The sequence below is a fragment of the Rhodococcus sp. USK13 genome (assembly GCF_018343855.1).
GTDB lineage: Bacteria > Actinomycetota > Actinomycetes > Mycobacteriales > Mycobacteriaceae > Rhodococcus_F > Rhodococcus_F oxybenzonivorans.
The window spans coordinates 296,950-321,532 of the sequence record NZ_CP069241.1 but is presented as its reverse complement, the minus strand read 5'-3'; the positions used below and the strand labels follow the sequence as shown (position 1 = coordinate 321,532).

The following is a 24,583-nucleotide window of genomic DNA, read 5'->3' as shown; positions in this document are numbered from 1 at the left end:
AGGTAGCTTGACGGTTCTGTGCCCAAAGATGAACCGTTAGCGATCACCCCGTGCATGCAGGGTGTGGCGCGGCCGTTGGTTGTGGGATGTTCACGCGGATCGCGAGAAGGTGCTGCAAACGCGGACAGCTCATGGAGCTGCTCCAAGGAATGTGACGGCCTCACACGTGCATGAGAGCTCATCTGTCGGCCCGCCACCCGCCGCGGTAACCACGTCCCCGAACAAACTCATTAAAACGAGTTCAGGAGCTATTCCTCGGCGGTCGGGGTGAGTAAACGGTTGCCAACTGGAGTATCTCGTCTTGGCCGCAGTTGGACTCTGGAATCAACTGCCATAAAAGGTCGATGAACTTACGCCTTGACATCCCGAATTGAACGAGGATTTCTTCCTCGCTAGCGCCCCCGTATGGTGCCCACATACTCGCGAACTCGATCAGGAACTCCGCCTCGTAGTCAGGATGCTTACGTTTGCGATTGCCCTCAACCCATGCGGCGCGTCGTCGCTGGCGCAATCTGCGATATTCCGAGGATTTCAAGGGATTAAGCAATCTATTCGGTGCCGGGAGGAGGGTTTCGGAATTCTGATGGTCCTCGACGCGGCGAAGTGTGGATTCGGACGAAGTCGTTCTTTAGCTAGACTGTCTAGGTGACTGTTGCTCAGTGCACTAGAACTGCACGCGGCTGACGAATCCGCCGTCGACGACGAGGTTCGTGCCGGTGATATACGAGGCGGCGGGACTCGCGAGGAAGGTGACGGCGCGGGCAACGTCGGCAGGATTACCCAAGTGACCCATCGGAATCCGCGAGCGGACTGCCTCGTAGAGTTCGGTGCGCTGTTCCTTGATGCGCTCCCAGGTGCCTCCGGCGAACTCCACTGGGCCAGGGGAGACGGTGTTGACGCGGATGCCCTGGGGTGCGAGCGATCGCGCGAGGGCCGCGGCGTGATGGGTGACAGCAGCCTTGGCTGCGGCGTAGGAGTTCGGTCCCGCCGGCGGGAGCGTGTCGAACGCCATTGTCGTGCCGATCGAGACGATGGCTGCTGCGTTGCTGTCACTCAGCCGAGGAATCGCTGCCTCGCACAGGCGGACGAAGGCGAGGAGGTCGGCGCGGAAGCTCTTCTCCCACTGTTCAGGTCCCTTTTGGGTGCCGACCGAGGCGTTGGAGACGACGATGTCGAGGCCGCCGAGGCGCTCGACAGCGGATGCGACGAATGGCTCGATCGCGTTTTCGTCGGCAACGTCCAAGGCGGCCGTGTGCACAGTGACACCGGTCGCGCGCAATTCTTCTGCGGTGTTCTGAAGCGCGTCCTCCCCGCGAGCACACAGCACGAGGTCGACACCCTCGTCGGCGAGCTGTATGGCGATGGCCTTACCTAGGCCACGGCTCGCGCCGGTGACGATGGCTTTGCGTCCGTGCAGACCGAGATCCATGATTAGTCCTTTCCAGGAGACGGGAACGCCCGTCCGTGTGTATGAGGGTGGTGCCGGGTACGGTCGGAACTGCTCAGGCGGGAGTAGTGGCATACACGTTGTCGGCCGCAGGCGTAGTCGCACGCCGAACAGCACGTTTGGCGAGCGACATCCGGTGTACTTCGGATGCCCCGTCGTAGATGCGAAAGGCGCGAACGTCGGCGTATAGCCTGCCGAGAATCATGTTCTCGCTGGTACCCATTCCGCCAGCGAGTTGTACCGAGCGGTCAATAACACGGTGGACGGCTTCGCTGACCTGTACTTTCGCGCGGGAGGATTCCTCGCCGCCGCGTGCGCCCTGCACGATCGACCAACAGGCGTGCCAGAGCACGAGCCGACTCGTGTGCAGATCGATCTCATTGTCCGCGATCATCTGCTGCGCCATTCCCAGCTCACTCAGCTTCGATCCGAACATGGTCCGGTCGATCGCGTGGGCGACGGCGATATCGTGGGCTCGGCGTGCTGCACCAAGCCATCGCATGCAGTGAGTCAGCCTCGCCGGAGCCAATCGAACTTGCGCGTATCGGAAGCCTTCGTGCGCGGCTCCGAGAATTGCGTCGGAGCTGACGCGGCAGTCCTCGAACGTGACCTCACAGTGACCCCCCGGCATCGACGCGTCGATGGTGTGGGCATGGGCGCCGACTCGAAGCCCCGGCGTGTCGGCGTCGATCAGGAACATTGTGGCGCTCTGGTCACCGGTCCGGGCCATGACAATGAAGAACGCCGCACCGTCCGCGCCGGTGATGAGCCACTTCCGACCGTTGATCACCCAGGAGGCACCGTCCTGGACAGCCGTGGTGCGCAGTGAGGCGGGGTCTGATCCGGCTCCCGGGGGTGGTTCGGTCATTGCGAACGCCGACCGAGTTCCGCCGTGTGCTAACGGGGTCAGAAAACGTTCGCGCTGATAGGGACTTGCGACGACATCGAGTAGATGCAGATTCCCCTCGTCCGGCGCAGCGCAGTGCAGCGCCAATGGGCCGAGCAACGAGTACCCAGCCTCCTCGAGCAGCGGTGCCGACTCGAGTAGATCGAAGCCGCCTCCGCCGAGCTCGGCACTCAGTTGCGGCGCCCACAGGCCGGAGTCCTGGCCTCGGCGACGAAGTTCGGCGACGAGTTGGTCGTCCACCTGAACTCCGACGGCGCGTTGCTCGAGCGGAATGATCTCGGATGCAATGAAGTGGCGGATGGCGGACTGGGTGCGCGCGACATGTTCGGGCAGGTCGAATCCGATCGGCATTTCGCGCTCAGCTCCGTGTACTGCGGCCGAGGAACGCCATGAGGCGTTCGGTCGGCCCATCGGTCGATGCAGGCTCGACAGGTGGCTCGAACGCCCGTGGGCGGCGAAGGGCCTCGGCGGGGACCGATTCGAAGAATCCGTCCATGTAGTCCACCCAGCCGCTCGGCAGCACCGGCTCCTCGCCGAGCGCGCGTGCGAGATCCCAGCGGTGCACGGTGAAATCACAGCCGTGGAACTGGAGCTTCGCGTTCGGTGAGTCGTCCGGGAGAGGCCACCTGTCGTCGAGGTCGATGTCGGCAAGCAGTTCACACAGCGTTACCGCGGCATCGTTCCAGCGATCCTTCACCGGTGCCCGCGACGTCGACGCCACCCACGTCTCACCGCGCAGGATGGCGGTGGCGCGATCGGCAGTGTCGGCCGTGTGTCGAACCAGGGCCTCGACATCCCACTCCGAGCATGGTGTGGCCCGGCCGAGGTCGGCGTCTGTCACTGCCAGGAGTTGCTCGTCGAACAGATCCATTCCCTGCAGCAGAAGCGTGCGCAGCGAAGTCGGTCTGAGTGAGTCAATCTCGCATCTGGTGCGGCTCATCGTGCTGTCATCTCCTCGGTGTAACGCGAACGTAGGGCTCGCTTGTCGACTTTGCCCATGGCGTTGCGGTCCAGTTCGGGCAGGTAGCGGAACGAACGAGGAACCTTGTACCCCGCCAGCGAGGCCCGCATGAACGCGACGAGATCGTCGTCTTCGGGTTGTGTGTCTGCATTCGGAACGATGAGCGCGAGCAGTGATTCGCCGAGATCCTGATCAGGAACTCCGATGACAGCCGTCTCGCGTACCGACGGGTGTTCCTGCAACACTCGTTCGATTTCGGCAGGATAGATGTTCACGCCTCCCGATATGACCATGTCCGATATTCGGTCCGTGACGTAGACGAATCCGTCCGAGTCGATGTATCCGACGTCGCCGAGGGTGGACACCCCCGGAGCGATGTGGGCTTTCGCGGTTTTCTCCGGGTCGGCATGGAACCGCACCTCGTATCCGGGTGGTGTGCGGAAGCCGAGGACGCCGACTTCACCGACGGGCAGTTCGGACCCGTCCTCTGCGACCACGACGGCCTCGAACGGGGCCACACATCTGCCGACTGATCCGGGGTGCGCCAGCCAGTCGTGGGAATCGATCCGGCAGACGGTACCGATCTCGCTACCACCGTAGCTCTCTGACAGAACAGGCCCCCACCAGTCGATCATCGATCGTTTGACGTCCGGTGGACATGCAGAGCCGGTGTGCGCGACGCTCACCAGCGATGACACGTCGTAACGCTCACGCATGTCCGGTGAAAGATCGAGCAGCCGCCGAAAGTGCGTCGGCACCATGACCGCGGAGGTGACCCGGTGCCGCTCGATCAACCGCAACACCGATTCCGCGTCGAACTTGCCCAACACGACGACGGGCTCACCAGATACCAGGTGGCGCAGCGACGTCAGCGGGCCGTTGTGCTGCAACGGCCCGACGACTAGGTGGGGACCCGCGGGAAAGCTTCGCCTGGCGGCGAGCGCCGAGGCGTAGGCGCCCGCGGTGTCGAATCGCCTGGGCAACCACCGCACTTCGGTTCCTCGCGCTCGGCCCGTGGTGCCGGACGTGTAGACGATGGGCGGCCGAGGTTCCCTGTTGTCCGCCACGTTCTCGGATAACCGGGTATCCAGCAATGCGGTCGTCCACTCGCGCAGACGAGCACCCGTCGTGTCGGTTCCGTGCGTGATGACATTTGTGCCGATCGCGACCGATGCAGCCTTGGCGGCATCAACACTGTTCGGACCCGCCACGACGGCGACTGCACACGCGTCGGTGAGCTGGTCGATCAACTCGGGACCGGTCAGTTGCCGCGAGAGTGCCACGGTTCCGATCCCGGAGAGAATGCCGGCCACATGGGCGATCATGGTTTCCACGCGATTTTCGCCGAGTACACCGATCCGCTTGTGGCCAGCCGCAGTGAGTTCGTCGAAAAGTGCTGCGGCGCGTTGTATCTCGCCTGCCAGTTCCCGCCACGTCAGGGACCGGACATCGTCCGTCAACGCTACGGCGCCGGGGTCTTTCTCGGCGCGGCAGTCGATCATTTCCAGTCTCACGATGCCTCCTCGGCCGATATGCCATCGGCGCTCGACTAGGCATCCATCATGAGCAGTAACACCACTATATGTCAATAAAGACTCGGACTCAATAAACTATGCGTCGTGACGCGACCAGCTGCCGAGTTGCTCCGGGGTCAACCCTTCCTTGGAGCCTGTTGTCAAACCTCCGTCGACCATGAGGGTCGTGCCGCTCACGAAGCCTGCCTCGTCGCTGGCGAGCCACACGGCCGCGTTCGCGACGTCGACGGGCAGCCCGGGACGGTCGCGTAGCGGGGTGCGGCTACGGAAGGCCGCAGCCACCGCGTGCGCGTCCTCGGGGTCTTCCACGACCCGCGCGGCGGTCATCGGGCTCACGATCTTGCCGGGGCCGATGGCGACGACGCGAATGCCGTACGGCGCGAGTTCGACCGCCACGTTGCGTGTAAGGCCGACAACTCCGGCCTTCGAAGCGGCATAGATGTGTGGTCCCCAGCCTCCTTCGACTCCGGCAATGCTGGTGGTGGACAGAATAGTTCCCGCTCCGGCGGGCTTCATCACCCGCGCGGCATGCTTCATGCCCAGAAATACCGATCGAAGCAGAATGGCCGTCGCCCGATCGAATTCGCTGACAGCGAGCTCGTCGATCGGGCCCGAAGCCCCCACGACTCCGGCGTTGTTGAACATGCAGTCAAGTCGTCCGTGCCGCTCTACGGCTGTGTCTACGGCGGATTCAATATCGGCTTCGGCAGAGACGTCGCACCGAACGAACGATGCAGTTGGACCCAGTTCGTCTGCCAGCTGGTTGCCGCGGTCTTCGGCGATGTCGGCCAGGAGAACCGTGGCTCCTTCCTCGACCATTCGGCGGGCGCTGGCCTCGCCCAAACCGCTGGCCGCGCCGGTGACGATGATGATCTTGTTCCTCAGGCGTCCGGGCATAATGGTGTTGCCTTCCAGGTTTAGTTATATCGACACCTGAAAGTATCGCCTACGGCCGCGCCCGTCGACCAGGGGTTGCCCGCGTCGGTCTGCTACTGCTTCGTACTCCCCGGGCCTACCGTCGCCACCCTGCGGCACAGTCCCTCCACCTCGTCGCGGAATTGTCTGGGGCCGAGCGTTCGGTATGCCGAATCCAGGGACAGTTCGGCGCGCAACGACGATTCGAGCACGGTCATCAGCCCGACGCCGTCTACTGCTGCGCGCGCGGCGCTACGGCCGGGATCAGAACGTGCAACAGCGGCCGCGGCTGCTCTGGAAGCGCGGGCAGCGAAGCTCTGCCGAGCCTCCTCTATAGCAATGCTCATGCCTTTCGAGGTCACGAAGAACACCGTCGCGTGCGCGCGGCGGTCGATGGCTTTGTTGAACAGTGCAAGTGCAGCGGCAAGAACACCGTCGATGTCGGTCGCGTCCCCCCACGATCGCTCGGCGTCGGACGCCCAGTCCTCACCGAACACACTGACCACCTCGTGGAAGAGTTCGTCGCGCGAAGAGAAGTGGTAATAGAACGCCGCCGGTGTCATTTCGACGTGCCTGACTATCTCTGCGATGGTCACCAACTCGGGCGGTTTGACGGCGAAGAGTTCTACTGCACCCTCGATCAGTTGATGCCGCCGGGACGGGCGGTGAGCCGGCCGCGATACCTTCGACACCTTTGATTCTGGCATGGTGCTACATTAACCGATGGTTCTTGCCGAATCGGTGACGTCGGCACCGTCCGGACAGTCTGGGGCCGAATGCGCCGGGGTATGTGCCCGGTATCTATGACTACGGCACTGATCAGGGAGGCGTGATGACCGCGTCGCGCGAGGATGACCGAAAGCCTGCGCATCGCCCGTCGAGGCGGCAGGAGCTGATCAGGGCGGCCGTCGTGGTGTTCGCGCGGCAGGGGTATGCAGAGTCGAGTGTCGAGCAGATCGCGGAGGCGGCAGGAGTCGTCCCGACCGCTATCTATTACCACTTCGGGACCAAGGAAGAGCTGTTCCACGAGGCTCTCACCTACGCGATGGACGAGTTCAGTGAAGCGGTGACTGCAGTGCGTACGCACGGTGAACCTGCAGGTCCCGACGTTCTGCGCCAGGTCGTCGGAACGGGGTGGCGTTGGTGGGAAAGTCATCCGGACGAATCCTTGTTGATTGCTCGCTACTCGCAGTCGACCACTGGAAAGGCGCTCGTTCTCAGAACGGCCTGGGAAGAGCGGCACCAAGCTCGTGCCTACGATTACCTCGACGGTGTGGGCGGCTCTCGGACCGGCCGGGTCGCGCGTGAGCAGCACGCGATCAACACGCTTCGGATACGTGCGATGCTCGACATCATTCTTGCGACGGAAGCGGCGTCCCTGCCCGGGGGCATGCTCGCCGGTTACTCCTCGGCCGAATTGTCCGAGGAGCTCGCCGAGGCGTGTGTCCGGCTCATGACGTCCTGAGCGACGTCCCGAGCAGCGTCGCGCTCAGTCCTGCATCGAACGCAGGCGTGCTCCGCCATCGTGAAAGTCCATTTCGTAGCTGATGCTGTCGCCCTCGAAAACGATGAAACTCATACCGGGTACGCTCCACCGCCGGCCAACGTATTCGTCGCCCAGTGATGAGTCGGTCTGCGTCGCCGACATCGTCCACGTCAGCGCGAGGCCGTCCGGCCGATGCCAGAACTCGCCCGTGGGCTCGAGTACCAGATCGGGGTAGCGGGCCAGGCCGTGACCGAAGTAGGCGCGGATCGCCTCCCACCCTTTGTACCGTCCACCGACGGAGTCCTCGAGGACCGGTTCGTCGACGAGATATTCGGCTGGGGCGTCTAAGTCGCCGCTCGACCATGCGGCAAACAGGGCTGTGACGCGGGCCTCACGGGCGGCATGCAGGGGATCGGTCATCGATGTACCTCGCTTTGCTGACGAACTGTCATAGATTATGGAGTGAATCTACAGTATGGTTCGGTCAGAACGACGCTGGCGGCAAGAAAGGACGTGTCGTGCTCATCGGAGTGGACGAATATCCGTTTCATCAGATTGTCGAGTCCTTCGCAGGGGCGGCGACCGGAGACCCATCCTGGAACGACGGTCATTACTTCGGCGTCGCTGACCACGACGGGCGTGTGTGCCTGACGGCAAGTGTGCGCCTATACCCGAACAACGACGTGATGGACGGCTTCGTATGCCTGCGGCACCGTGGACGTCAGTACAACGTCCGCGTGTCCCGCAGATTGCGACCCGACATGGAGCGGTTGCAAGTGGGGCCCTTGGGGATCGAGATCCTCGATCCCCTCCGCTCGATGCGTTTGTTCCTCGAACCCAACGACCGCGGAATCTCCATGGATCTCGAGTGCACCAGCACCACTGTTGCCGCGCGCAGTCCTGTGGAAACCACCAGGATCGACGGCCGACTCGTCAGCGAACGCACCACCTACGAGCTCGTCGGCTCCGTGCGTGGAATCGTGCGCGTCGGCGACGAGGAGTACCGGCTCGACGACGAGAGCGCGTCGTTCTTCCGTAATCACTCGTGGGGTATGCACCCAGGGCGGGGCGGCCCGCGGCACTACGTCGCGCCCGGAAAAAGCAGCCGACGCACACCCGGGCTGCGTCAATGGGTGCTGTTTCGCATGCCGGAGTACGGCGGACACTTCTTCGTCGACCCCAGCGGACGCCGCGCCGCCGGCCGCGGTGTGCTGATGTATCCGGATCGCCTCGTCGACCTGCATGACATCCGTTCCGAGCTGGATTTCCACGAGGGCGGGCGCCGAATGTCCGGTGGAAAGGTGGTCTTCGCCGACGCCGACGAAAGGTCGCACGAATACCGCGTCGAGGATCTCGGATGGGTCTACTGCCAAGGTGGCGGATACTTCGGCGGCTGGAACGACGGTCTTGGGCAAGGCGTGTTCCGCGGTGACAATTATGCAGAAGGGGAAGTTTGGGACGTTTCGCATCCGACCACCGTGGTCGACGAAGAGGGCAGGGCATTTGAATTCGACCACGACTGGGCGGAAAGCTTCGTCCGGTTGAGTGGACCGGGCGGAGTCGGTGCAGCGCACTACGAGTGCGTCGTGATTCGAGAGGCGGAACAGTGGAACTCCTGAGCGAACTCCGCAGCAGAATTGAAATTGCGGACGGACTGGCTGCGCTCGCGCAGGCACAAGACGCACACGATTGGAAGGTCGTGGCCGGATTTTTCCTGCCGAACGCAACCTACACACATCCCGGTGGAACGCTGGTCGGCGTCGATGCGATCGTCGATCGCATCGTGCGAGCGCTGGATCGCCTCGATGCATCGCAGCACCTGGTGGGCAGCATTGTCACCCGCCTCGACGAAGAGGGCGCGGCGTCCGTCGCTCACTTCCAGGCACTACACGTGCGGGTCGGCACGGTGGGCGGTGATCTCTACACCATCGGTGGCAGTTACGCGGACCGCTGGGTGCAGACCGATGACGGCTGGCGTATAGCGAGCCGGACCCAGACTTATCAGTGGCGCGAGGGAAATCGCGACGTCATCGCGGCGCCGTCCGAGTAAGGAACCAATCTATGACTGATTTGAACAATCGTACCGTGTTGATCACCGGCGCCAACCGTGGTCTCGGCGCAAGCCTGGTGGAAGTGGCGCTCGATCGTGGGGCGAAAAGGGTGTACGCGGGCGCCAGGGATATTCACTCGCTGTCGGCCGTCGTCGAGTCACTCGGTGACCGGGTCGTTCCGGTGCGCCTCGACGTGACCGACCCAGCGCAAACAGCGGCGGCCGCCGCCGTTGGAGATGTCGATCTCCTGATCAGCAATGCCGGAATCACCTGCCAGGAAGCAATTCTCGCTGCAGCCGATATCGAGAACTTCCGTCGCACGATGGAAGTCAACTACTTCGGCACCATGAATCTCCTGCGAGCGTTCTCCGATCAGATTCGGGCGCGCCACGGCGGGATCGTATTGATCCTGTCGGTTGCGGCGGTTTCGCTTTCGCGCAGTGCGCCCGCCTACAGTGCGAGCAAGGCCGCGACCCTGATGTTGGGTTCCTCGGTACGCGAGGAAATGCGCGCCGACGACGTGGGCGTGACGGTGTCCCTGCCCGGTTGGATCGACACCGACATGGCCGCGGCACTGCCCGGCGAGAAGGCGACACCGCGTACGGTCGCCGAGCGTTCGATCGACGGTCATCTCGACGGCGACGAGGTGGTGTGGCCGGACAGATTCGCCGAACTCGTCCGTCAGCAGGTGGATGGTCACATGCTCGACCTGCTCGTGCGTCCTCGGGACGTCATGAACACTCTCGCAGCCCGTTTTGCGGCGGGTGCCGGCGCATGACCGAACTCCTTCTTGTCCGGCACGGACGTCCGGAATCGGGAATGTTCGATCCACCGCTCGACTCGGTGGGTCGTGCGCAGGCGGAGGCACTCGGCCGTCATCTCGCCGACGAGCAGATCACGGCTGTCGTGTGCAGCAGTCTGCGTCGGGCCCGCGAAACGGCGTCGATCGCCTTCCAAGGCCACGGTCTCGAGCCGGTTCCGACAGACGGCTTGCGCGAGTGGGGCCTGCCCGCCGAATCGATGAAGTACGTCGCACTCGAGCTCCTGGGCGTCGACGCGCCACAGTCCAGGGCCATAGCGGAGGGTCGGTTCATGGACTTCGTGCCCGAGCGGGTGGACGTGCCGACGTTTCGTGCAGCGGTCCGGGAATCGTTCGAATCGATTCTTACCGAGCACGCCGACGGCCGAATCGCTGTGGTGTGTCACGGCGGAACCATCAACGCATACCTGGGTCAGTTGGTCTCGATCCCCGACGTTTTCTGGTTTCATCCGGACTACGCCAGTGTGTCGAGGGTGGAGCGCAAGCCGGGAGGCCGGGTTGTGATTCGGTCGCTGAACGAGACCCATCATCTCTTAGTGGAGTCGAAATAAAATAAGTGTCGCGAAACCCCTAGGCAAGGCGCCCGCGCAGAGTTACAGTAGTTCCACTACAGAATGTGGCGGGCCGCACCCGTTAACGCGGAAAACGAAAGGGCACGGAATGCGCGCACTTGTTCTTGGGGGCTCGAGTTTCGTGGGGGGCCGGCTCGTTCGTCGGCTGCTCGCGAATGGGGACGACGTCACCACGCTAAACCGTGGTCGATCAGGTGTACCCATGGAGGGCGTCAACACGCTGATCGCCGATCGGCGCGACATCACATCGATGAGACAGGCGCTCGCCGGCACAAAATGGGATGCCGTGTACGACGTGTCGGGTTACATCATGGCGACCGACGCAGAAAATTTCACCGGACTGATCGACCTCCTCGACGGTTTGGTCGGGCGTTACGTCTACGTCTCTTCGGTGATGGCCTACGCGCAGTCGGGTCTATTTCCGTGGACGGAGGACTTCGCGCAGCGCGACGAGCCTCCGACGACGTACGGCGGATTCAAGGTCTTCGCCGAGAATCTTCTGTCCGAGCGGCACCGCAGCACAGGCCTACCGATCACCATCGCCCGCCCCGCCGCCATCTATGGGCCGGAGAACAACATCTTCGACATGGAATCGGCGATGTTTCTTCGATTGCGCGCGGGCCGTCCGGTGCTGTTGCCGCACGGTGGTCTGGTCACCGGATCGTTCGGGCACGTCGACGACTTCGTCGGCGCCCTGACCACGATGGCCACGGCCGAAGCCGCGATTGGAGAGACATTCAACGTTACGGGGTCCGGTGTCACGGCCGACACGTACGTCAAGACGCTCGCCGACATCGTGGGCGTGGAGCCGGAGATCCTCCACGTACCGGATTCGATGTTGCCGCAGATCGACAAGCCTGCCTTCTGCCGACTGTTTCGGGCACGGCACCACGGCGTGCTGTCGACGGTGAAGCTACACGATGTTCTGGGCATCCCACCCGAGCGTGACTTCCGCCTCGGCCATGAGCAGACCTACGAGTGGTTCCTGAAATCGCCACTGGCTTCGACACTGGATTCGTCGTCGGCCAATGCAGCAGATCCACTGTGGGGCAAAGGGTTCGATCTCTCCTACGAAGAGGAGATCATCGGTCGGCTGCGGGTCGCGGCATGACGGCGCAGGCTAGTTCCGACAATCTTGCCCTCTGGCGTTCAGTGCGGTCCACGCTCGAGGATCTGGTGCTGCCGAAGTTGCCCCCGGGTTTCGAACGTGACAGCGCGCGTCAACTCGTAGGCCTCGCGCGATACGCGCTGGCACGAGAAAGCGCCGAACCCGTCGCCCTCGACTCCGTGCTGCCCGATCTCCTCGACGCCCGCGATGCCGACGATGCCGAAGTAATGGGCCGAGCCGCCGATCTGCTGTTGGGTCGTGATGTCGACGGTGTTTCGCCCGACCGGGCCGATGAGGTCCGCCGACACCTGAGGGACGCATTGGCACGCGACATCGTGGAGGCGGCGCCGTTGTTGGAAACCTTTTCCGGCCATACGCCCGTCGCTGCTTCGGAGGACGCAGTCGAGGTGCCGGAAGCCAAGGCACTCACCGAATGGTTCGAGAGCGTACTCGGCAGCTCCGTCGATCTTTCCCTCTCGGTAATGGTCGGAGGTCACTCGCGGCGCATGCTCAATGCCAAGGTGACCACCGGAGGGGAGGTGCACGAACTGATTGTTCGCATCGAGCAGGGCGGCATGTTCGGAACCGAGGGCACATCCGAAGCCGAGATCATGAAGGCCGTTGCGGAGGCAGGTTATCCGGCACCGCGCGTGCGGTGGATCGTGACAGATGAAGCCGTACTGGGTCAGCCGTTCTTCGTTATGGATCGGGTCGCCGGCTCACCTGTCGTCGAGGACCCAGCCGTCATCGACGCCTACGTTGCCAGGCTCGCCGAACTGCATGCCATAGATCCATCGGTGGCTGTCGGCGGTCTGGGTCCGGTTCCCGAGACCGGTGAGGCGGCAATCTCCGCGATGATCGACCACTGGCTCGGCATCTACCGCGCGTCGGTACGGGTGCGCATCCCGCTACTGGAGGATGCGGCCGAGTGGTTGCGCACCAACCTGCGACCCACCGGACCAGTGGTGCTCGTGCACGGCGACCCCGGCCCGGGAAATTTCCTTCACGTCGACGGTGAGATCACTGCTCTCACCGACTGGGAACTGACGCACTACGGAGACGCCGCCGAGGATTGGACTTACTTCGGCGCCATCCGCGCGCGACGCATGCACGATGCAGCCACGTGGAGATCCATCTTCGCCGACCATGCGGGTGTCTCGTATTCGAACGAGGACTGGCTGGCGTGGGAAGGCTTCAACCAGTTCAAGGGCGCATGTGTGAATCTCACAGCGCTCCGAATTTTCAACGACGGAGTGAGTACCACGCCCAACCTTCTGGCTATCGGGACAGCCGTTCATCTGCGCTTCTTGAATCGCCTGACCGAAATCGTCGCTCAGCTTCGCTGACACTGCCGTCGATCGACTCTTGGAGGAATTGCCATGACCACCGCCGATTGGGCCGCGCCCCTGCGCGAAGCCGCGCAGTCCGGGGAGGCCAACAAATCGCTGCCCTGGTACGAGTTGGTGCATCAAGATGCCGTGGCGCTGCCGGAGTACCTACGCGAGGCGCATCACTACACACCGAAGAGCACCGAGGTCCCGATCGAGCGGTACACGTCGCGGGAGTGGCACGAACTCGAGAAGGAGCACCTCTGGCGGAAGGTCTGGCAGTTCGCCTGCCGCGAGGAGCATCTTCCCGAGGTCGGCAGCTACGTCGTCTACGACATCGCTGGCGACAGTTACGTGGTGGTCAGGACCCGAGACGGAATCAAGGCCTTCGTCAACGCATGCCTTCACCGCGGGCGGACGCTTAAGGACTACGACGGACGATGCAGCGAATTCCGTTGCAGTTTCCACGGCTTCACCTGGCGTCTGGACGGATCACTTCGGTTCGTACCGGCCCGTGGTGAGTTGCCGGGTGTGGACCTCGACAGTCCGGAGTGGGCACTTCCGGAAGCCCAGGTCGGAACCTGGGGCGGGTTCGTTTTCATCAACCCCGATCCCGCTGCCGAACCGCTCGAGGCCTTCCTCGGCGGGTTACCGGATCACTTCGCACGGTGGGACTTCGAACACCGTTATCTCGAAGCACACGTCGCGAAAATGTTGCGGTGCAACTGGAAAGTGGCGCAGGAGGCGTTCGACGAGGGTCTGCACCTCGGTGCGACCCATCCACAATCATCGCCGTACGTGGGGGACGTTAATGCCGCCGTGGATGTATACGGCAACTGGGCACGGCAGATCAGCCCGTCCGGCACCCCTGTCGAGGATCTGCCCGTGGAGGTTGAGGACATCGACATCGTCAAGCGCATGCTCGACATCCGGGAGGGAGAGAAGCTTCCGATTCCGTTCGAGCAGGATTCCACCGCGCGGGGCAGTATGTCGGCCGCGGCACGCGAGCGGTGGCGCGCGGCTCTCGGCGACGAGGTCGACGAGATTTCCGACGCCGAACTCCTCGATCACTGGAACTACGCCATCTTCCCGAACTTCCACCCGTGGGGCGGTTACAACCGCGTCGTCTATCGCTTCCGCCCAAACGGCGACAAGCACGACGAGTGCATCTTCGAGGTTATGTTCCTGACTCCGTATCGCGGAGAGCGACCGAAGACGGCCGAGTGCACATACGTCGGATTCGACCAGTCCGCGGCGGAGAAGGCACCGGAACTGTCCACGCTGGCGATGGTCATGGATCAAGACTGCTTCAACATGGAGGCCGTTCAACGCGGGTTGTCGACGACACGGCGGACTCGAGCGACGCTGACGGAGTACCAGGAAGCGATGATCGCGTGGCGACACGATCTCTTGGACGAGTGGGTCCGTGATCGCGACAGCGGTGACCGCCCATGATCGGACACCGGCCGACCTACAGCGCGCTCGCCGAAGGAGAGGTCGTACAGGGCGCGATCCGCAATCCGTGGAAACCTGCTGCCGCGTACGTGTTCGACCCGGAAAGTCGAACGGTGCTCGTCACCATGGGACGTCGTTGGGGGCGATTCACGCCGAACGGCAAGCACGTCGAGGGCCCGCTCTTCGAAGCCGACCCCGAGCTGTGCATATGGATGTCACGGCCGAGGCCGAGAAACCACCACCGAACGAGCCGCGTCGTCGAGGCGAGCGGCGAGCGCTGATGCAGGAGATGTGCTGATGCACGACAACGACATGGACCCCAGACCCGCTGCCTACATCGACGGTTCCTGGCATGCAGGCGAGGACACCGTCACCGTCACCGACTCTGCAGACGGCGGCGATGTCGCCCGGGTCGGTCTCGCATCGATCGAGCAAGCGGACGCGGCGGTGCACGCCGCGCATCGCGCGTTTCATGATTGGTCTTCCTCCTCACTCGACGAGCGACGGGCGATCATCGAACGACTCGCCAACGGTTTGGAGAGCCGCAGCGCGTCGATCGCGTCGACCACGGCAGCCGAAGTCGGCAGCGTCATTTCCTTCGCCGAACGGGTTCAGGCGGGACTGCCGGTTCGCGTACTCCGCTCAACACTCGACGTCATCGACGAGGTCGATCACGAGGAAACGCTCGGCACATCGCGCGTGCGCGGGCTCCCGGTCGGCGTAGTCGCAGCAATCACCCCGTGGAACTACCCCCTTTATCAGGCCATGGGCAAGATCGCGCCGGCGCTCGCCGCCGGATGCACGGTCGTGTTGAAACCCCCGCAACTGGCCCCCCTAACGACATACGACCTCGTGGAGGAGCTTGAAAAGGCAGGTCTTCCACCCGGAGTCGTGAACGTGGTGCAAGGCCGAGGCACCACCGTCGGTGAGCACCTCTGTGATCACCCGCTGATCGACATGGTCAGCTTCACCGGATCGACGGGCGCAGGGGCAACCATCGCGGCGACCGCAGCACGCACCGTCAAGAAGGTTGCTCTCGAACTAGGGGGGAAATCGGCCAACATCGTTCTCGACGATGCCGACCTTGACCTCGCGATCCCCAACGCAGCACGGTACTTCTTGATGAACAACGGGCAGACATGTGCTGCCCTCACGCGTCTGATCGTGCCCCGCTCGATGCGCGGCGAGGTCGAAGATCGGTTGGCGGCTGAGGTCGCCGCGCAGGTGGTCGGCGATCCCCGCGACCCCGGCTCCACGGTGGGGCCGCTCGTGAGTGCACAACAACGTCGATCCGTCGAGAAGTTCATCTCGCTGGGAATCGAGGGGGAGGGGCGGCTGCTCGTCGGCGGGCTCCATCGCGGCGACCTTCCCGACGAAGGCCATTACGTGCGCCCCACCGTGTTCACCGACGTCGATCCTGCGGCCACCATCGCACAGGAAGAAATCTTCGGCCCGGTTCTGGTGATTCACACCGTCGAGAGCGAGGACGAGGCAATAGCTGTGGCCAACAATTCGCGCTACGGGCTCTCGGGAGGAGTGTGGTCCCGGGATCGTGATCGCGCAACTGCGGTCGCCCGGCGACTGAGAACTGGTCAGGTCTCGATCAACGGTGCGTCCTTCAATGCTGCCGCACCGTTCGGTGGCTTCAAACAGTCCGGGTACGGGCGTGAACTGGGCCGCCACGGACTGCACGAGTATCTCGCGCCTCAGGCTGTTCAGTTCTAGAAGTGAGGATTTCATGACCGACACATTTGTCGACGCCGTCGACATCACTGCGTCACCGCTTGACGGGCGGTTGAAAGTACACCGGAAGATGTTGGAAATACGGTATTTCGAAGAGGCGTGGACCAGACTGTACAACGCGGGAAAGACCGGGCCCGGACACTCGTCGATCGGAATGGAAGCCATCGCCGCGGCTTTCGGCGTCCGAATGCGATCCGGTGACTCGACGTACGCCACCTACCGTGGGCATGCACACACGCTTGCTCGCGGTGTGCCCATGAAGGGGGCCATGGCCGAACTGCTCGGTCGCGGGACCGGCATCAACGGCGGCAAGGGCGGCTCGATGCATCTCACCAGCGTCGAGCACGGAATGATGGGGTCCTACGCGATAGTCGGCGCGCACCTACCAATCGCGGCCGGAACTGCGCTTGCCGCGAAGTATCTCGGTAACGATGCCGTGACCGTGTGCTTTTTCGGAGACGGGGCGACCAATATCGGCGCCTTCCATGAGGCGCTCAATCTTGCTGCGACATGGTCGCTGCCGGTCGTCTACGTGTGCGAGAACAACCATTATATGGAATACACGGCCATTACCGAGGTTACCGCTGTTCCGCGTCCGGCAGCCGACCGTGCCAGTGCGTACGGTCTCGAGTCGATCGTCGTCGACGGTAACGACGCCGACTCGATGTTCGCGGTGGCCGGCGATGCAATCGCGAAGGCTCGGGCTGGTGGGGGACCGACGTTGATCGAAGCATTGACGTATCGACACTTCGGGCACGCCAGTTCCGATCCCGGCAAGTATCGACCGGACGATGAAGTCACCGAATGGAAGCGACGGGATCCGATTCCGACGTTTCGCCGACGGCTCCGCGACGCGGGTGTGGACGACCGCACGCTGGACACGATGGAGAAGGAAGTAAGAGCATTGGCCGATGAGGCCGCGGAGTTCGCGGTGAACTCTCCGCTGCCGAATGTCGAGGACGTGGAGAAGAACGTGTGGGCAGACGGAGGCTCGGCATGGCGGAGATGACTTATCGGTCGGCGGTGGGGCGAGCGATTAGGCAGGAAATGCTGCACGACGATCGCGTTTTCCTCATCGGGGAGGATGTGGCAAAGGCCGGAGGTGTCTTCAAGACGACCGGTGGGCTGCTCGACGAGTTCGGACCGCGCCGTGTGCTGGACACACCGATCTCCGAGCAAGCGATCATCGGTGCCGCGATGGGCGCCGCATCGGCGGGACTCCGGCCGATCGCCGAGATCATGTTCGCCGACTTCGTGCTGGTGACTCAGGACATTGTGGCGAACCAGATCGCAAAGGCGCGTTACATGACCGATGGACAGATGTCTCTGCCGCTAGTGATCCGTTTCGGTTCGGGCGGCGGCTTACGATTCGGCGCCCAGCACTCTCAGAGTGTCGAGAACTGGATGATGATGATCCCGGGGCTCAAGGTAGTCGCGCCGTCGACGCCGAGGGATGTGATCGGCCTGTTCGCCGCGGCCGTACGCGATCCCGATCCGGTGATGTTCATCGAGCACAAGGGCCTGTTGTCGAGCAAGGCCGACGTGCCCGACGGGGAGATCGTCGACGAGCTGGGTGTGGCCAAGGTGCTACGCGAGGGCCGTGACGCGACCGTCGTCGCGATCGGGATGATGGTCGGTCGCGCGCTGCAGGCCGCCGAGATTCTGTCGTCGAGAGGCCTCGACATCGAGGTCATCGATGTGCGATCGCTGGTTCCTCTCGATACGACGACCATCCTGGACAGCGTTCGCAAGACCGGTGCGCTGGTAACGGTGGAAGAGAACCCGCGGTTGTGTGGCTGGGGAGCGGAGATCGTCTCAATCGCTATCGAGGAGATCTTCGATCACATCGATGGCCCGCCGACCCGGATCACGACACCACACATCCCGCTGCCACATGCGGGCGTGCTCGAGGACGCGGTCATTCCGTCCGTCGATCGCATCGTCGAGACGGTACACAAGCTGCTGCACCAGCAGCCTCGCTCGTCGAGTGCGGCTGCTGGCTGACGTGCCTCGGCGTACATCCCTCATTCTGTATACGTACTACACAATGAGACTCCGTTACTGATGCGACAGATCGGTGCGGCGAGCGATTAGAGACTCTAGTGCTACTAAAGAAAGTATGCCCATTGTTCTTGACAGTGAGGCCATCTGTCCGAAAAATGGTATGCAGCACATCACATGCCGAGTCGGTACGTCGTGTGCGTCACAATCTGACCAAGCCCTTTCCTGGGCACCAGCACTACATGGGGCGGCTGATGTCGACATGAACCTGAAAATGCGAGAACAGGGCACCTTCCTCGCCGAGCGTGATGCCGGCGCGCCGTCGGTGAATCTCGAAGGGGTGAGCGTCGCGTTCGATGTTCCGGGGAAGGGGAGCATGCTGGCGGTCGACAACATCGATCTGATGGTGCCGGCCGGCCAGTTCGTAGCCCTCGTCGGACCGAGCGGGTGTGGTAAGACCACGGTCCTGAACATGCTCGCTGGGCTCATGACTCCCAGCGCAGGGACGGTCAGCCGCTACAACGTCCCGGTTTCCGGGCCGTCGCGCGATATCGGATACATGCTGGCGCGCTCGGCGCTGACACCGTGGCGAACAGTCCGCAAAAACGTCGAGTTGGGTCTCGAGATTCGCGGGATCGCAGCGGACGAGCGCAAGGAGCGTTCGATGCACCTCCTCGAACTGCTCAAGATCGACCATTTCGCCGACGCATTCCCGTCGCAGATGTCGCACGGCATGCAGCAGCGTGTCGCCATCGCTCGCACGCTAGCGATCGATCCTGATCTCTGGCTCATGGACGAGCCATTCGGTGCTCTCGACGCGCAGACGCGTGTTCGGGTCCAGGCGGACTTTCTGCGGCTGTGGGAAGGCAGCGGTAAGACGGTGTTGTTCGTGACCCACGACCTTTCGGAGGCCGTTTTGATGGCCGACAGGGTGATCGTGATGACCCAGCGTCCGGCGAAGATCAAGCTGGACATGATGGTCGACGTAGCGCGACCGAGAAATCCGCAGGAACAGTTGTTCGATTCCCGTCTAGAGGACATCGAACGCATGCTGTGGGAGGAGCTTCGACATGAGTTCAACTAAGCGTGAGTCCACGTTGACCGCACCGGACGAGTGTGCGCAGCCGTCAGTGGCGCCACCGGGGCCGGGAGCCGCACAGGTAGGGCCGGCACGTAGGAAGAAGCGGCGGTCGCGACTCGACCTACCCGTGCTCGGCGTACAGCTGCTGATCTTCGTTCTACTGATCGCGGTCTGGTACTGGTCGGTCGAGGCCCAGTGGATGCCGCGCATCTACACCGCGACCCCACTCGAGACGTGGGATCGACTCATCGAGATGCTCGGACAGGGCGAGTTCTGGCATTCGATGCGAATCACCCTGCAGGAGACGTTGTTCGGGTGGATCATCGGGTGTACGGCCGGTCTTCTGGTCGGGCTCCTTTTGGGTAGGTGGCAGCGTGCGTCCGGGGTGTTCGACCCCTACCTGACCTTCGCGAACGCCACACCCAAGATCGCCCTGGCTCCGTTCTTCATCCTCTGGTTCGGTGTCGGGCCGTCGTCGAAGATCGTACTGGCCGCTGTCATCGTGTTCTTCATCGTGCAGGTGCCGACACAAGCGGCGGTTTCCCAGGTTCAACCCGATCTCAACACGGTTGCTACCACCATGGGCGCGACGGAGATGCAGAAATTCCGGTTGGTGGTACTACCCGGGATCATGGCACCCGTGTTCGGCGCCTTTCGGCTGGCCGCGGTTTACTCTCTTCTGGCGGTCGTAATGGGCGAATTCATCGCGGCAAGAGCAGGATTGGGACAATCATTGATATCGGCGACCAACCAGTTCGACATGCGAACCGCCTTCGCTCTGCTGATAGTCCTCGCGACTCTGGCTGTTCTGATCAACTTTGTGGTGACGGCTGTCGAACGCCGGTTGCTGCGCTGGCGGACAATCGAGTCCGGTGGCAAGACGGTGTCGATGTGAGTTCGGTCGGTGTTCCCCGATTACTCGCCGGCCCCTACCCCTACGGCTCGGAGGATATCGGCGGCGATTGGCTGCCGGTCGCCCTCGGACTGGAGGAGCCGAATCGGCATAGAACCGAGGTGACGCGAATCGGAGAAGGCCGCGGGCACATGGGTTCCGCCTTCCGCGTGCGGTTTCTGTGCGACCACCCCGATCATCCGGCGCCTTCCTTCGTGGTGAAACTCCCTGCGGAGGAGGGCCCGGCGCGGCACACTGCTGAGCAGGGTGGCCTCTACGAGAGAGAAGTTCGTTTCTTCTTGGACATTGCTCATCGCAGTCCACTACGAGTACCGCGGTGTTATGCCGCGGGCGGCGCTGACGGTGCAGGATTCGCCCTCGTCCTCGAGGACCTCGGCCTGGCATCTGAAGTCGACCAGGTGATCGGACTCGATTTTCACACTGCAAAGACCATCTTGCTGCAGCTGGCAGACTTTCACGCTCAATGGTGGGACCGCGCCGAGCTCCCTGCGATGACCTGGGCAACTCGCCATACGGACGAGCGCCGAGTAGCAAATCTCACCCGCATTTTGGCGGACGGCTGGCCGCGGCTGACCACCGCACTTAACGGCCGGCTGCCCAAGGGCTCCCACGCGGCGGGCGCGGACATGGCCGAGCTTCTGCCTGCGGCGTTTCGCGCGCTCGCCGACGAACCCCAGACGTTGCTGCACGGAGACCTGCGTTTGGACAATTTGATGTTCGAGGGCCCCGACCTTCCGGTCGCGGTCCTCGACTGGCAAAGCATCTCACGCGGATCGGCTGCGATCGACGTTGCGTACTTCCTTGCCCAGAACTTGCCTGCGGAGCAACTCCGACTGCAGGGGGAAAACCTACTGGAGGTTTACGTACAGCGGTTGCGCGAGCGCGGCGTAGACCGGTCGGTCGAGCAGATGCGCCGGCCCATGGCGCTGGCCACTCCACTCACCTTCGCTGTCGCGTCTTCCCTGTTCGTCGTGACCGACGCGTCCGAGGAGCGCACAAGGGAACTCGCGTACGTAATGGCTACCCGAGCCCTCGCTGCAGTAGAACTCTTCGGCCACCCAAAGGACGCGATTGCCGGAGTGAGACCGTGACACGGCGCAGGATCAACTGGAGGTACCACACGCATGCCTGATCACGACACTTCCGCCTACCAGGGATTCCAGGGGTCGGTCGGGCGCACGTTCGCGTCGTCCATGCCATGGTGGCCGAAGCGGCCGACCGCGCCGAAAGGGGCGCCGAACATCGTGGTGATACTGGTCGACGATCTCGGCTTCTCCGACATCGGGTGTTACGGGTCCGAGATTTCGACACCCAACATCGACGCGGTCGCGCAACGCGGCGTGCGGTTCGCCAATTTTCACAGCACGCCCATGTGCTCTCCGACCCGTGCAGCTCTTATGACGGGCCGGAACGCCCATGCCGCCGGGGTCGGCTTCGTCGCCCATGTCGATCCCGGATTCCCGGGTTATGCGTCCGAGCTGCCCGACAACCAGCCGACGATGGCAGAAGTGCTGCGCGACAATGGCTATTCGACGTTCATGGTCGGCAAGTGGCATCTTACGAAAGAGCAGGACATGTCGGAAGCCGGTAGCCGGCATTCCTGGCCGCTGCAGCGCGGCTTCGACCAGTACTACGGATTTCTCGAAGCGCTCACCAACTTCCATCATCCCCACCGTCTCTACGAGGGCAACAGCGTCGTTCAGACCGAGGAATTCCCGGAGGGGTATTACCTCACGGATGACCTGACGGACCGAGCTGTGCGCATGATCCGTGAAACCAAAATGGCGAACCCGGACAAGCCGTTCTTCCTGTACTACTCGCACGGTGCGGTGCACGCTCCTCTGCATGCAAAGAAGGAGGACATCGCCGCGCACCGCGGCAAGTACGACGCCGGCTGGGACGAACTACGGGGCCTCCGCTTCGCTCGCCAGAAGGAACTCGGGATCGTGCCGCCCGAGACGGTGCTGCCGCCGCGCAATCACGAAATCGGCGAGGACGTCAAAGCATGGGATTCGCTGACCGATGACGAAAAGGCGCTGTACCCCCGATACATGGAGGTGTACGCCGCGATGGTCCAGTCCGTCGACGAGAGCGTCGGTCGGCTGCGCGCCGTTCTGCAGGATCTCGGCGAACTCGACAACACTGTCATCGTCTTTACCAGCGATAACGGAGCTTCCCGCGAAGGCAAGGCCAGCGGCACGACGGCGTATTTCCGTGACGGCGGAAGCCAAACTCGTGAAGTCGACGACGCCGTGATTCGTGAGTCGCTCGACCGCATCGACGAAATCGGGGGTCCTACCACCTGGCCCCACTATCCGCGCGGATGGGCGATGGCATGCAACACCCCTTTCCGTCTGTACAAGGTCTCGACCGTCGCCGGTGGTCATCAGGTTCCTCTCGTGATGTCGTGGCCGCAGCGTCTGACACCGCGCGAGGAACCCGTGCGGTGGCAGTACTCCCACGTGACCGACATCCTGCCGACCCTGATCGACTGGATCGGACTAAACCCCAGCACTTCTCGGCACGGCATGGATGCGGACCCGATGCACGGACGCAGCCTGCGCAAGATCATCGAGGACCCCGAGCGGACCTCGGGACACACCCGACAGCACTACGAGTGCATGGGCAACCGCGCCATCTACGATGACGGCTGGGAGGCGTTGACCGTACATCCGGCACTGACGCCCTTCTCGGAAGACAAATGGCAGCTTTACAACATCGCAGAGGATCCCACGCAGGTCAACGACCTCGCCGAAGCCGAACCCGAGAGACTTGCCGCGCTGGTGGACCTGTGGGAGCAGGAAGCCTGGGAAAACCAAGTTTTTCCGCTCGACGAGGGCGCCCGCGTCAAATATTTGTACCGGCCGGACGGCGAGGAAGTGTATTCCGAACCGTTGTGGATTCAGCGTGGTACGCCAACCCTCGAACGTTGGCGCTCGGGACGGTTCATCGCGGGTAGGTCGTTCCGGATAATCCCCGACTTGGATCTGCGTCCCGGGGACGAAGGCGTACTCGTCGCGCACGGCGGCCAAGAGTCCGGCTACATACTGTACGTCGAGAACAACCGGGTCGTTTTCGTGCACAACAATTGTGGTGACACTCGGTGCATCGACGCAGAAGTGCGGGCCGGTGCCGAGATAGTGCTGGACATCACCGCACCCGGCGGCCGCATCTGGAACGTGTCACTTGTCGTTGACGGCAGCGAACGTGCACGGCTCGATGGAGTCCGCCAGTTCGGCGGCTTCCTTCCGTTCAACGGGATCGACGTCGGCCGCGACACGAGATCTCCCGTCGACTGGGACGTATTCCGGCGACACGGATCGTTCCCCTTCACCGGCCTACTGCGCGGGGTTCGCTACGATCCGGGCCCGCTTGCCCCCGATGCTCCGGCCAATCTGCTCGAAGAAGCGATCAGGATCGGACTCGCTCTCGAATGACGGCGGTCCTGGCGCGAACGACAACAACTCAGGAGAAGACATGTTGCTGCAAGACCGCGTTGCGGTGATCACGGGTGGTTCGGCCGGGATCGGTCGAGCAATCGCGCAGGCGTATTTGAACGAAGGAGCGCATGTCGTCATCGGCAGTCGCAGTGAGGAGTCGGGAGAGAAGGTGTTGGCGGAACTCGGAGCCGGCGACCATGCCCGCTTCGTCGCGACGGACGTCACTCGACGCGAGGACCTCGACCGGTTGATCGACGAAGCACACGGCTGGCACGGGCATCTGGACGTCACGGTCCTCAATGCCGGGGGAGTGGGAAAGTCGAGTCACATCTCCAAAATGGACGACGACGAGTGGCAGTTCGAGCTCGACATGAACATCACTCACACCTTCCGAGGAATCCGACAATCCCTGCGCCATATGCTTCCCCAAGAGTCCGGTCGAATCTTGTGCATGTCGTCCGTAGAGGGTAAACGGGGACTTCCGGGAATAGGCGGATACGCGGCCAACAAGGCGGCGATCAATGCACTGGTGCGTTCGGTGGCGCACGAAGTGGGCACCAGCGGCATCACCGTCAACTCCATCTGCCCTGGCCTGGTCGTGACCGACCAGGTGAACGACCGGGCGGGCAAGGGACAGGGCATGTCCGGAGTCGACGAAGTGATCGCGAAATACAGCCGGGAAGCGGCTGTTGGGCGACCAGTGACTCCGGAAGAGGTATCCGCCGTCGCAGTTTTCTTAGCGAGCGCGGCGGCCTCCGGTATAACCGGCCAGAACATCTCCGTTGACGGCGGCACTGCGCACTACTGACGCTATGCCAGG

At 63.0% G+C, this 24,583-nt stretch carries 24 protein-coding genes; 17 read left to right on the top strand and 7 right to left on the bottom strand.

Annotation, left to right across the window (positions count from 1 at the left end; all coding sequences use genetic code 11):
* Positions 1–664: 664 nt before the first annotated feature.
* From JQT59_RS01495 to JQT59_RS01470, 6 genes are all read right to left on the bottom strand, one after another.
* Complete coding sequence (locus JQT59_RS01495; RefSeq protein ID WP_213571332.1) at positions 665–1,429, bottom strand: SDR family NAD(P)-dependent oxidoreductase; 765 nt, start codon at positions 1,427–1,429, stop codon at positions 665–667.
* 73 nt (positions 1,430–1,502) lie between these two features.
* On the bottom strand, positions 1,503–2,705 hold the full coding sequence (locus JQT59_RS01490; RefSeq protein ID WP_213571331.1) for an acyl-CoA dehydrogenase family protein: 1,203 nt from the start codon (positions 2,703–2,705) through the stop codon (positions 1,503–1,505).
* Between the two features lie 7 nt (positions 2,706–2,712).
* Complete coding sequence (locus JQT59_RS01485; RefSeq protein WP_213571330.1) at positions 2,713–3,294, bottom strand: TIGR03086 family metal-binding protein; 582 nt, start codon at positions 3,292–3,294, stop codon at positions 2,713–2,715.
* Positions 3,291–4,829, bottom strand: coding sequence for an AMP-binding protein (locus JQT59_RS01480; RefSeq protein ID WP_213571329.1), 1,539 nt, complete (start codon positions 4,827–4,829; stop codon positions 3,291–3,293). Before JQT59_RS01480 ends, JQT59_RS01485 begins: the two co-directional genes overlap by 4 nt.
* Before the next feature lie 96 nt (positions 4,830–4,925).
* Positions 4,926–5,747, bottom strand: a complete 822-nt coding sequence (locus JQT59_RS01475; RefSeq protein WP_213571328.1) for a glucose 1-dehydrogenase — start codon at positions 5,745–5,747, stop codon at positions 4,926–4,928.
* A gap of 92 nt (positions 5,748–5,839) precedes the next feature.
* Positions 5,840–6,472 carry a TetR/AcrR family transcriptional regulator gene (locus tag JQT59_RS01470; protein ID WP_213571327.1) on the bottom strand — a complete coding sequence of 211 codons (633 nt, stop codon included), beginning with the start codon at positions 6,470–6,472 and terminating at the stop codon, positions 5,840–5,842.
* 125 nt (positions 6,473–6,597) lie between these two features.
* Here JQT59_RS01470 and JQT59_RS01465 point away from each other — a divergent pair, with 125 nt between their 5' ends.
* The gene (locus JQT59_RS01465; protein ID WP_213571326.1) at positions 6,598–7,230 is read left to right on the top strand and encodes a TetR/AcrR family transcriptional regulator; all 633 of its coding nucleotides are present in this window, start codon (positions 6,598–6,600) and stop codon (positions 7,228–7,230) included.
* A gap of 24 nt (positions 7,231–7,254) precedes the next feature.
* On the opposite strand, the gene JQT59_RS01460 is transcribed toward JQT59_RS01465, so the two are convergent.
* Positions 7,255–7,671 carry a nuclear transport factor 2 family protein gene (locus JQT59_RS01460; protein WP_213571325.1) on the bottom strand — a complete coding sequence of 139 codons (417 nt, stop codon included), beginning with the start codon at positions 7,669–7,671 and terminating at the stop codon, positions 7,255–7,257.
* A gap of 98 nt (positions 7,672–7,769) precedes the next feature.
* Between JQT59_RS01460 and JQT59_RS01455 the strand changes: the two genes are divergently transcribed.
* The 16 genes from JQT59_RS01455 to JQT59_RS01380 all read left to right on the top strand — a co-directional run bounded on the left by JQT59_RS01455 (position 7,770) and on the right by JQT59_RS01380 (position 24,571).
* Positions 7,770–8,870, top strand: a complete 1,101-nt coding sequence (locus tag JQT59_RS01455; protein ID WP_213571324.1) for an Rv3169 family protein — start codon at positions 7,770–7,772, stop codon at positions 8,868–8,870.
* Positions 8,858–9,301, top strand: a complete 444-nt coding sequence (locus tag JQT59_RS01450; protein WP_213571323.1) for a nuclear transport factor 2 family protein — start codon at positions 8,858–8,860, stop codon at positions 9,299–9,301. Before JQT59_RS01455 ends, JQT59_RS01450 begins: the two co-directional genes overlap by 13 nt.
* An 11-nt stretch (positions 9,302–9,312) precedes the next feature.
* Positions 9,313–10,080 carry an SDR family NAD(P)-dependent oxidoreductase gene (locus tag JQT59_RS01445; RefSeq protein WP_213571322.1) on the top strand — a complete coding sequence of 256 codons (768 nt, stop codon included), beginning with the start codon at positions 9,313–9,315 and terminating at the stop codon, positions 10,078–10,080.
* Positions 10,077–10,673, top strand: a complete 597-nt coding sequence (locus tag JQT59_RS01440) for a histidine phosphatase family protein (protein WP_213571321.1) — start codon at positions 10,077–10,079, stop codon at positions 10,671–10,673. The genes JQT59_RS01445 and JQT59_RS01440 overlap by 4 nt, the downstream gene beginning before the upstream one ends.
* A 109-nt stretch (positions 10,674–10,782) precedes the next feature.
* The gene (locus tag JQT59_RS01435) at positions 10,783–11,805 is read left to right on the top strand and encodes an NAD-dependent epimerase/dehydratase family protein (protein ID WP_213571320.1); all 1,023 of its coding nucleotides are present in this window, start codon (positions 10,783–10,785) and stop codon (positions 11,803–11,805) included.
* Positions 11,802–13,148: a phosphotransferase family protein gene (locus JQT59_RS01430; protein ID WP_213571319.1), complete on the top strand. Its 1,347-nt coding sequence runs from the start codon at positions 11,802–11,804 to the stop codon at positions 13,146–13,148. Before JQT59_RS01435 ends, JQT59_RS01430 begins: the two co-directional genes overlap by 4 nt.
* Positions 13,149–13,181: 33 nt before the next feature.
* The gene (locus JQT59_RS01425; RefSeq protein WP_213571318.1) at positions 13,182–14,585 is read left to right on the top strand and encodes an aromatic ring-hydroxylating oxygenase subunit alpha; all 1,404 of its coding nucleotides are present in this window, start codon (positions 13,182–13,184) and stop codon (positions 14,583–14,585) included.
* On the top strand, positions 14,582–14,866 hold the full coding sequence (locus tag JQT59_RS01420) for a hypothetical protein (RefSeq protein WP_213571317.1): 285 nt from the start codon (positions 14,582–14,584) through the stop codon (positions 14,864–14,866). The genes JQT59_RS01425 and JQT59_RS01420 overlap by 4 nt, the downstream gene beginning before the upstream one ends.
* 16 nt (positions 14,867–14,882) lie before the next feature.
* Entirely contained in the window at positions 14,883–16,310 is a 1,428-nt protein-coding gene (locus JQT59_RS01415; RefSeq protein ID WP_249353587.1) for an aldehyde dehydrogenase family protein, read from the top strand.
* A gap of 13 nt (positions 16,311–16,323) precedes the next feature.
* Complete coding sequence (locus tag JQT59_RS01410) at positions 16,324–17,337, top strand: thiamine pyrophosphate-dependent dehydrogenase E1 component subunit alpha (RefSeq protein WP_213571316.1); 1,014 nt, start codon at positions 16,324–16,326, stop codon at positions 17,335–17,337.
* Positions 17,325–18,332 (top strand): alpha-ketoacid dehydrogenase subunit beta, encoded by a 1,008-nt coding sequence (locus JQT59_RS01405; protein WP_213571315.1) that lies wholly within the window; start codon positions 17,325–17,327, stop codon positions 18,330–18,332. The genes JQT59_RS01410 and JQT59_RS01405 overlap by 13 nt, the downstream gene beginning before the upstream one ends.
* Positions 18,333–18,591: 259 nt before the next feature.
* A complete protein-coding gene (locus tag JQT59_RS01400; RefSeq protein WP_213571314.1) occupies positions 18,592–19,413 on the top strand; it encodes an ABC transporter ATP-binding protein in 822 nt (273 codons plus the stop codon).
* Positions 19,400–20,305 (top strand): ABC transporter permease, encoded by a 906-nt coding sequence (locus tag JQT59_RS01395; protein WP_213571313.1) that lies wholly within the window; start codon positions 19,400–19,402, stop codon positions 20,303–20,305. The genes JQT59_RS01400 and JQT59_RS01395 overlap by 14 nt, the downstream gene beginning before the upstream one ends.
* Positions 20,302–21,414, top strand: coding sequence for a phosphotransferase (locus JQT59_RS01390; protein ID WP_213571312.1), 1,113 nt, complete (start codon positions 20,302–20,304; stop codon positions 21,412–21,414). The genes JQT59_RS01395 and JQT59_RS01390 overlap by 4 nt, the downstream gene beginning before the upstream one ends.
* A gap of 33 nt (positions 21,415–21,447) precedes the next feature.
* Positions 21,448–23,760 carry an arylsulfatase gene (locus JQT59_RS01385; protein WP_213571311.1) on the top strand — a complete coding sequence of 771 codons (2,313 nt, stop codon included), beginning with the start codon at positions 21,448–21,450 and terminating at the stop codon, positions 23,758–23,760.
* A 40-nt stretch (positions 23,761–23,800) separates the two neighbouring features.
* Positions 23,801–24,571, top strand: coding sequence for an SDR family NAD(P)-dependent oxidoreductase (locus JQT59_RS01380; protein ID WP_213571310.1), 771 nt, complete (start codon positions 23,801–23,803; stop codon positions 24,569–24,571).
* Positions 24,572–24,583 lie beyond the last annotated feature (12 nt).

Bases quoted from the DNA above. Each gene is read 5' to 3' on its own strand.
- JQT59_RS01410 (WP_213571316.1), top strand. From the start codon at position 16,324: ATGACCGACACATTTGTCGACGCCGTCGACATCACTGCGTCACCGCTT.
- JQT59_RS01385 (WP_213571311.1), top strand. From the start codon at position 21,448: ATGCCTGATCACGACACTTCCGCCTACCAGGGATTCCAGGGGTCGGTC.
- JQT59_RS01430 (WP_213571319.1), top strand. From the start codon at position 11,802: ATGACGGCGCAGGCTAGTTCCGACAATCTTGCCCTCTGGCGTTCAGTG.
- JQT59_RS01435 (WP_213571320.1), top strand. From the start codon at position 10,783: ATGCGCGCACTTGTTCTTGGGGGCTCGAGTTTCGTGGGGGGCCGGCTC.
- JQT59_RS01445 (WP_213571322.1), top strand. From the start codon at position 9,313: ATGACTGATTTGAACAATCGTACCGTGTTGATCACCGGCGCCAACCGT.
- JQT59_RS01405 (WP_213571315.1), top strand. From the start codon at position 17,325: ATGGCGGAGATGACTTATCGGTCGGCGGTGGGGCGAGCGATTAGGCAG.
- JQT59_RS01475 (WP_213571328.1), bottom strand. From the start codon at position 5,747: ATGCCCGGACGCCTGAGGAACAAGATCATCATCGTCACCGGCGCGGCC.
- JQT59_RS01380 (WP_213571310.1), top strand. From the start codon at position 23,801: ATGTTGCTGCAAGACCGCGTTGCGGTGATCACGGGTGGTTCGGCCGGG.
- JQT59_RS01420 (WP_213571317.1), top strand. From the start codon at position 14,582: ATGATCGGACACCGGCCGACCTACAGCGCGCTCGCCGAAGGAGAGGTC.
- JQT59_RS01395 (WP_213571313.1), top strand. From the start codon at position 19,400: ATGAGTTCAACTAAGCGTGAGTCCACGTTGACCGCACCGGACGAGTGT.
- JQT59_RS01400 (WP_213571314.1), top strand. From the start codon at position 18,592: ATGAACCTGAAAATGCGAGAACAGGGCACCTTCCTCGCCGAGCGTGAT.
- JQT59_RS01415 (WP_249353587.1), top strand. From the start codon at position 14,883: ATGCACGACAACGACATGGACCCCAGACCCGCTGCCTACATCGACGGT.
- JQT59_RS01490 (WP_213571331.1), bottom strand. From the start codon at position 2,705: ATGCCGATCGGATTCGACCTGCCCGAACATGTCGCGCGCACCCAGTCC.
- JQT59_RS01470 (WP_213571327.1), bottom strand. From the start codon at position 6,472: ATGCCAGAATCAAAGGTGTCGAAGGTATCGCGGCCGGCTCACCGCCCG.
- JQT59_RS01485 (WP_213571330.1), bottom strand. From the start codon at position 3,294: ATGAGCCGCACCAGATGCGAGATTGACTCACTCAGACCGACTTCGCTG.
- JQT59_RS01440 (WP_213571321.1), top strand. From the start codon at position 10,077: ATGACCGAACTCCTTCTTGTCCGGCACGGACGTCCGGAATCGGGAATG.
- JQT59_RS01495 (WP_213571332.1), bottom strand. From the start codon at position 1,429: ATGGATCTCGGTCTGCACGGACGCAAAGCCATCGTCACCGGCGCGAGC.
- JQT59_RS01425 (WP_213571318.1), top strand. From the start codon at position 13,182: ATGACCACCGCCGATTGGGCCGCGCCCCTGCGCGAAGCCGCGCAGTCC.
- JQT59_RS01465 (WP_213571326.1), top strand. From the start codon at position 6,598: ATGACCGCGTCGCGCGAGGATGACCGAAAGCCTGCGCATCGCCCGTCG.
- JQT59_RS01460 (WP_213571325.1), bottom strand. From the start codon at position 7,671: ATGACCGATCCCCTGCATGCCGCCCGTGAGGCCCGCGTCACAGCCCTG.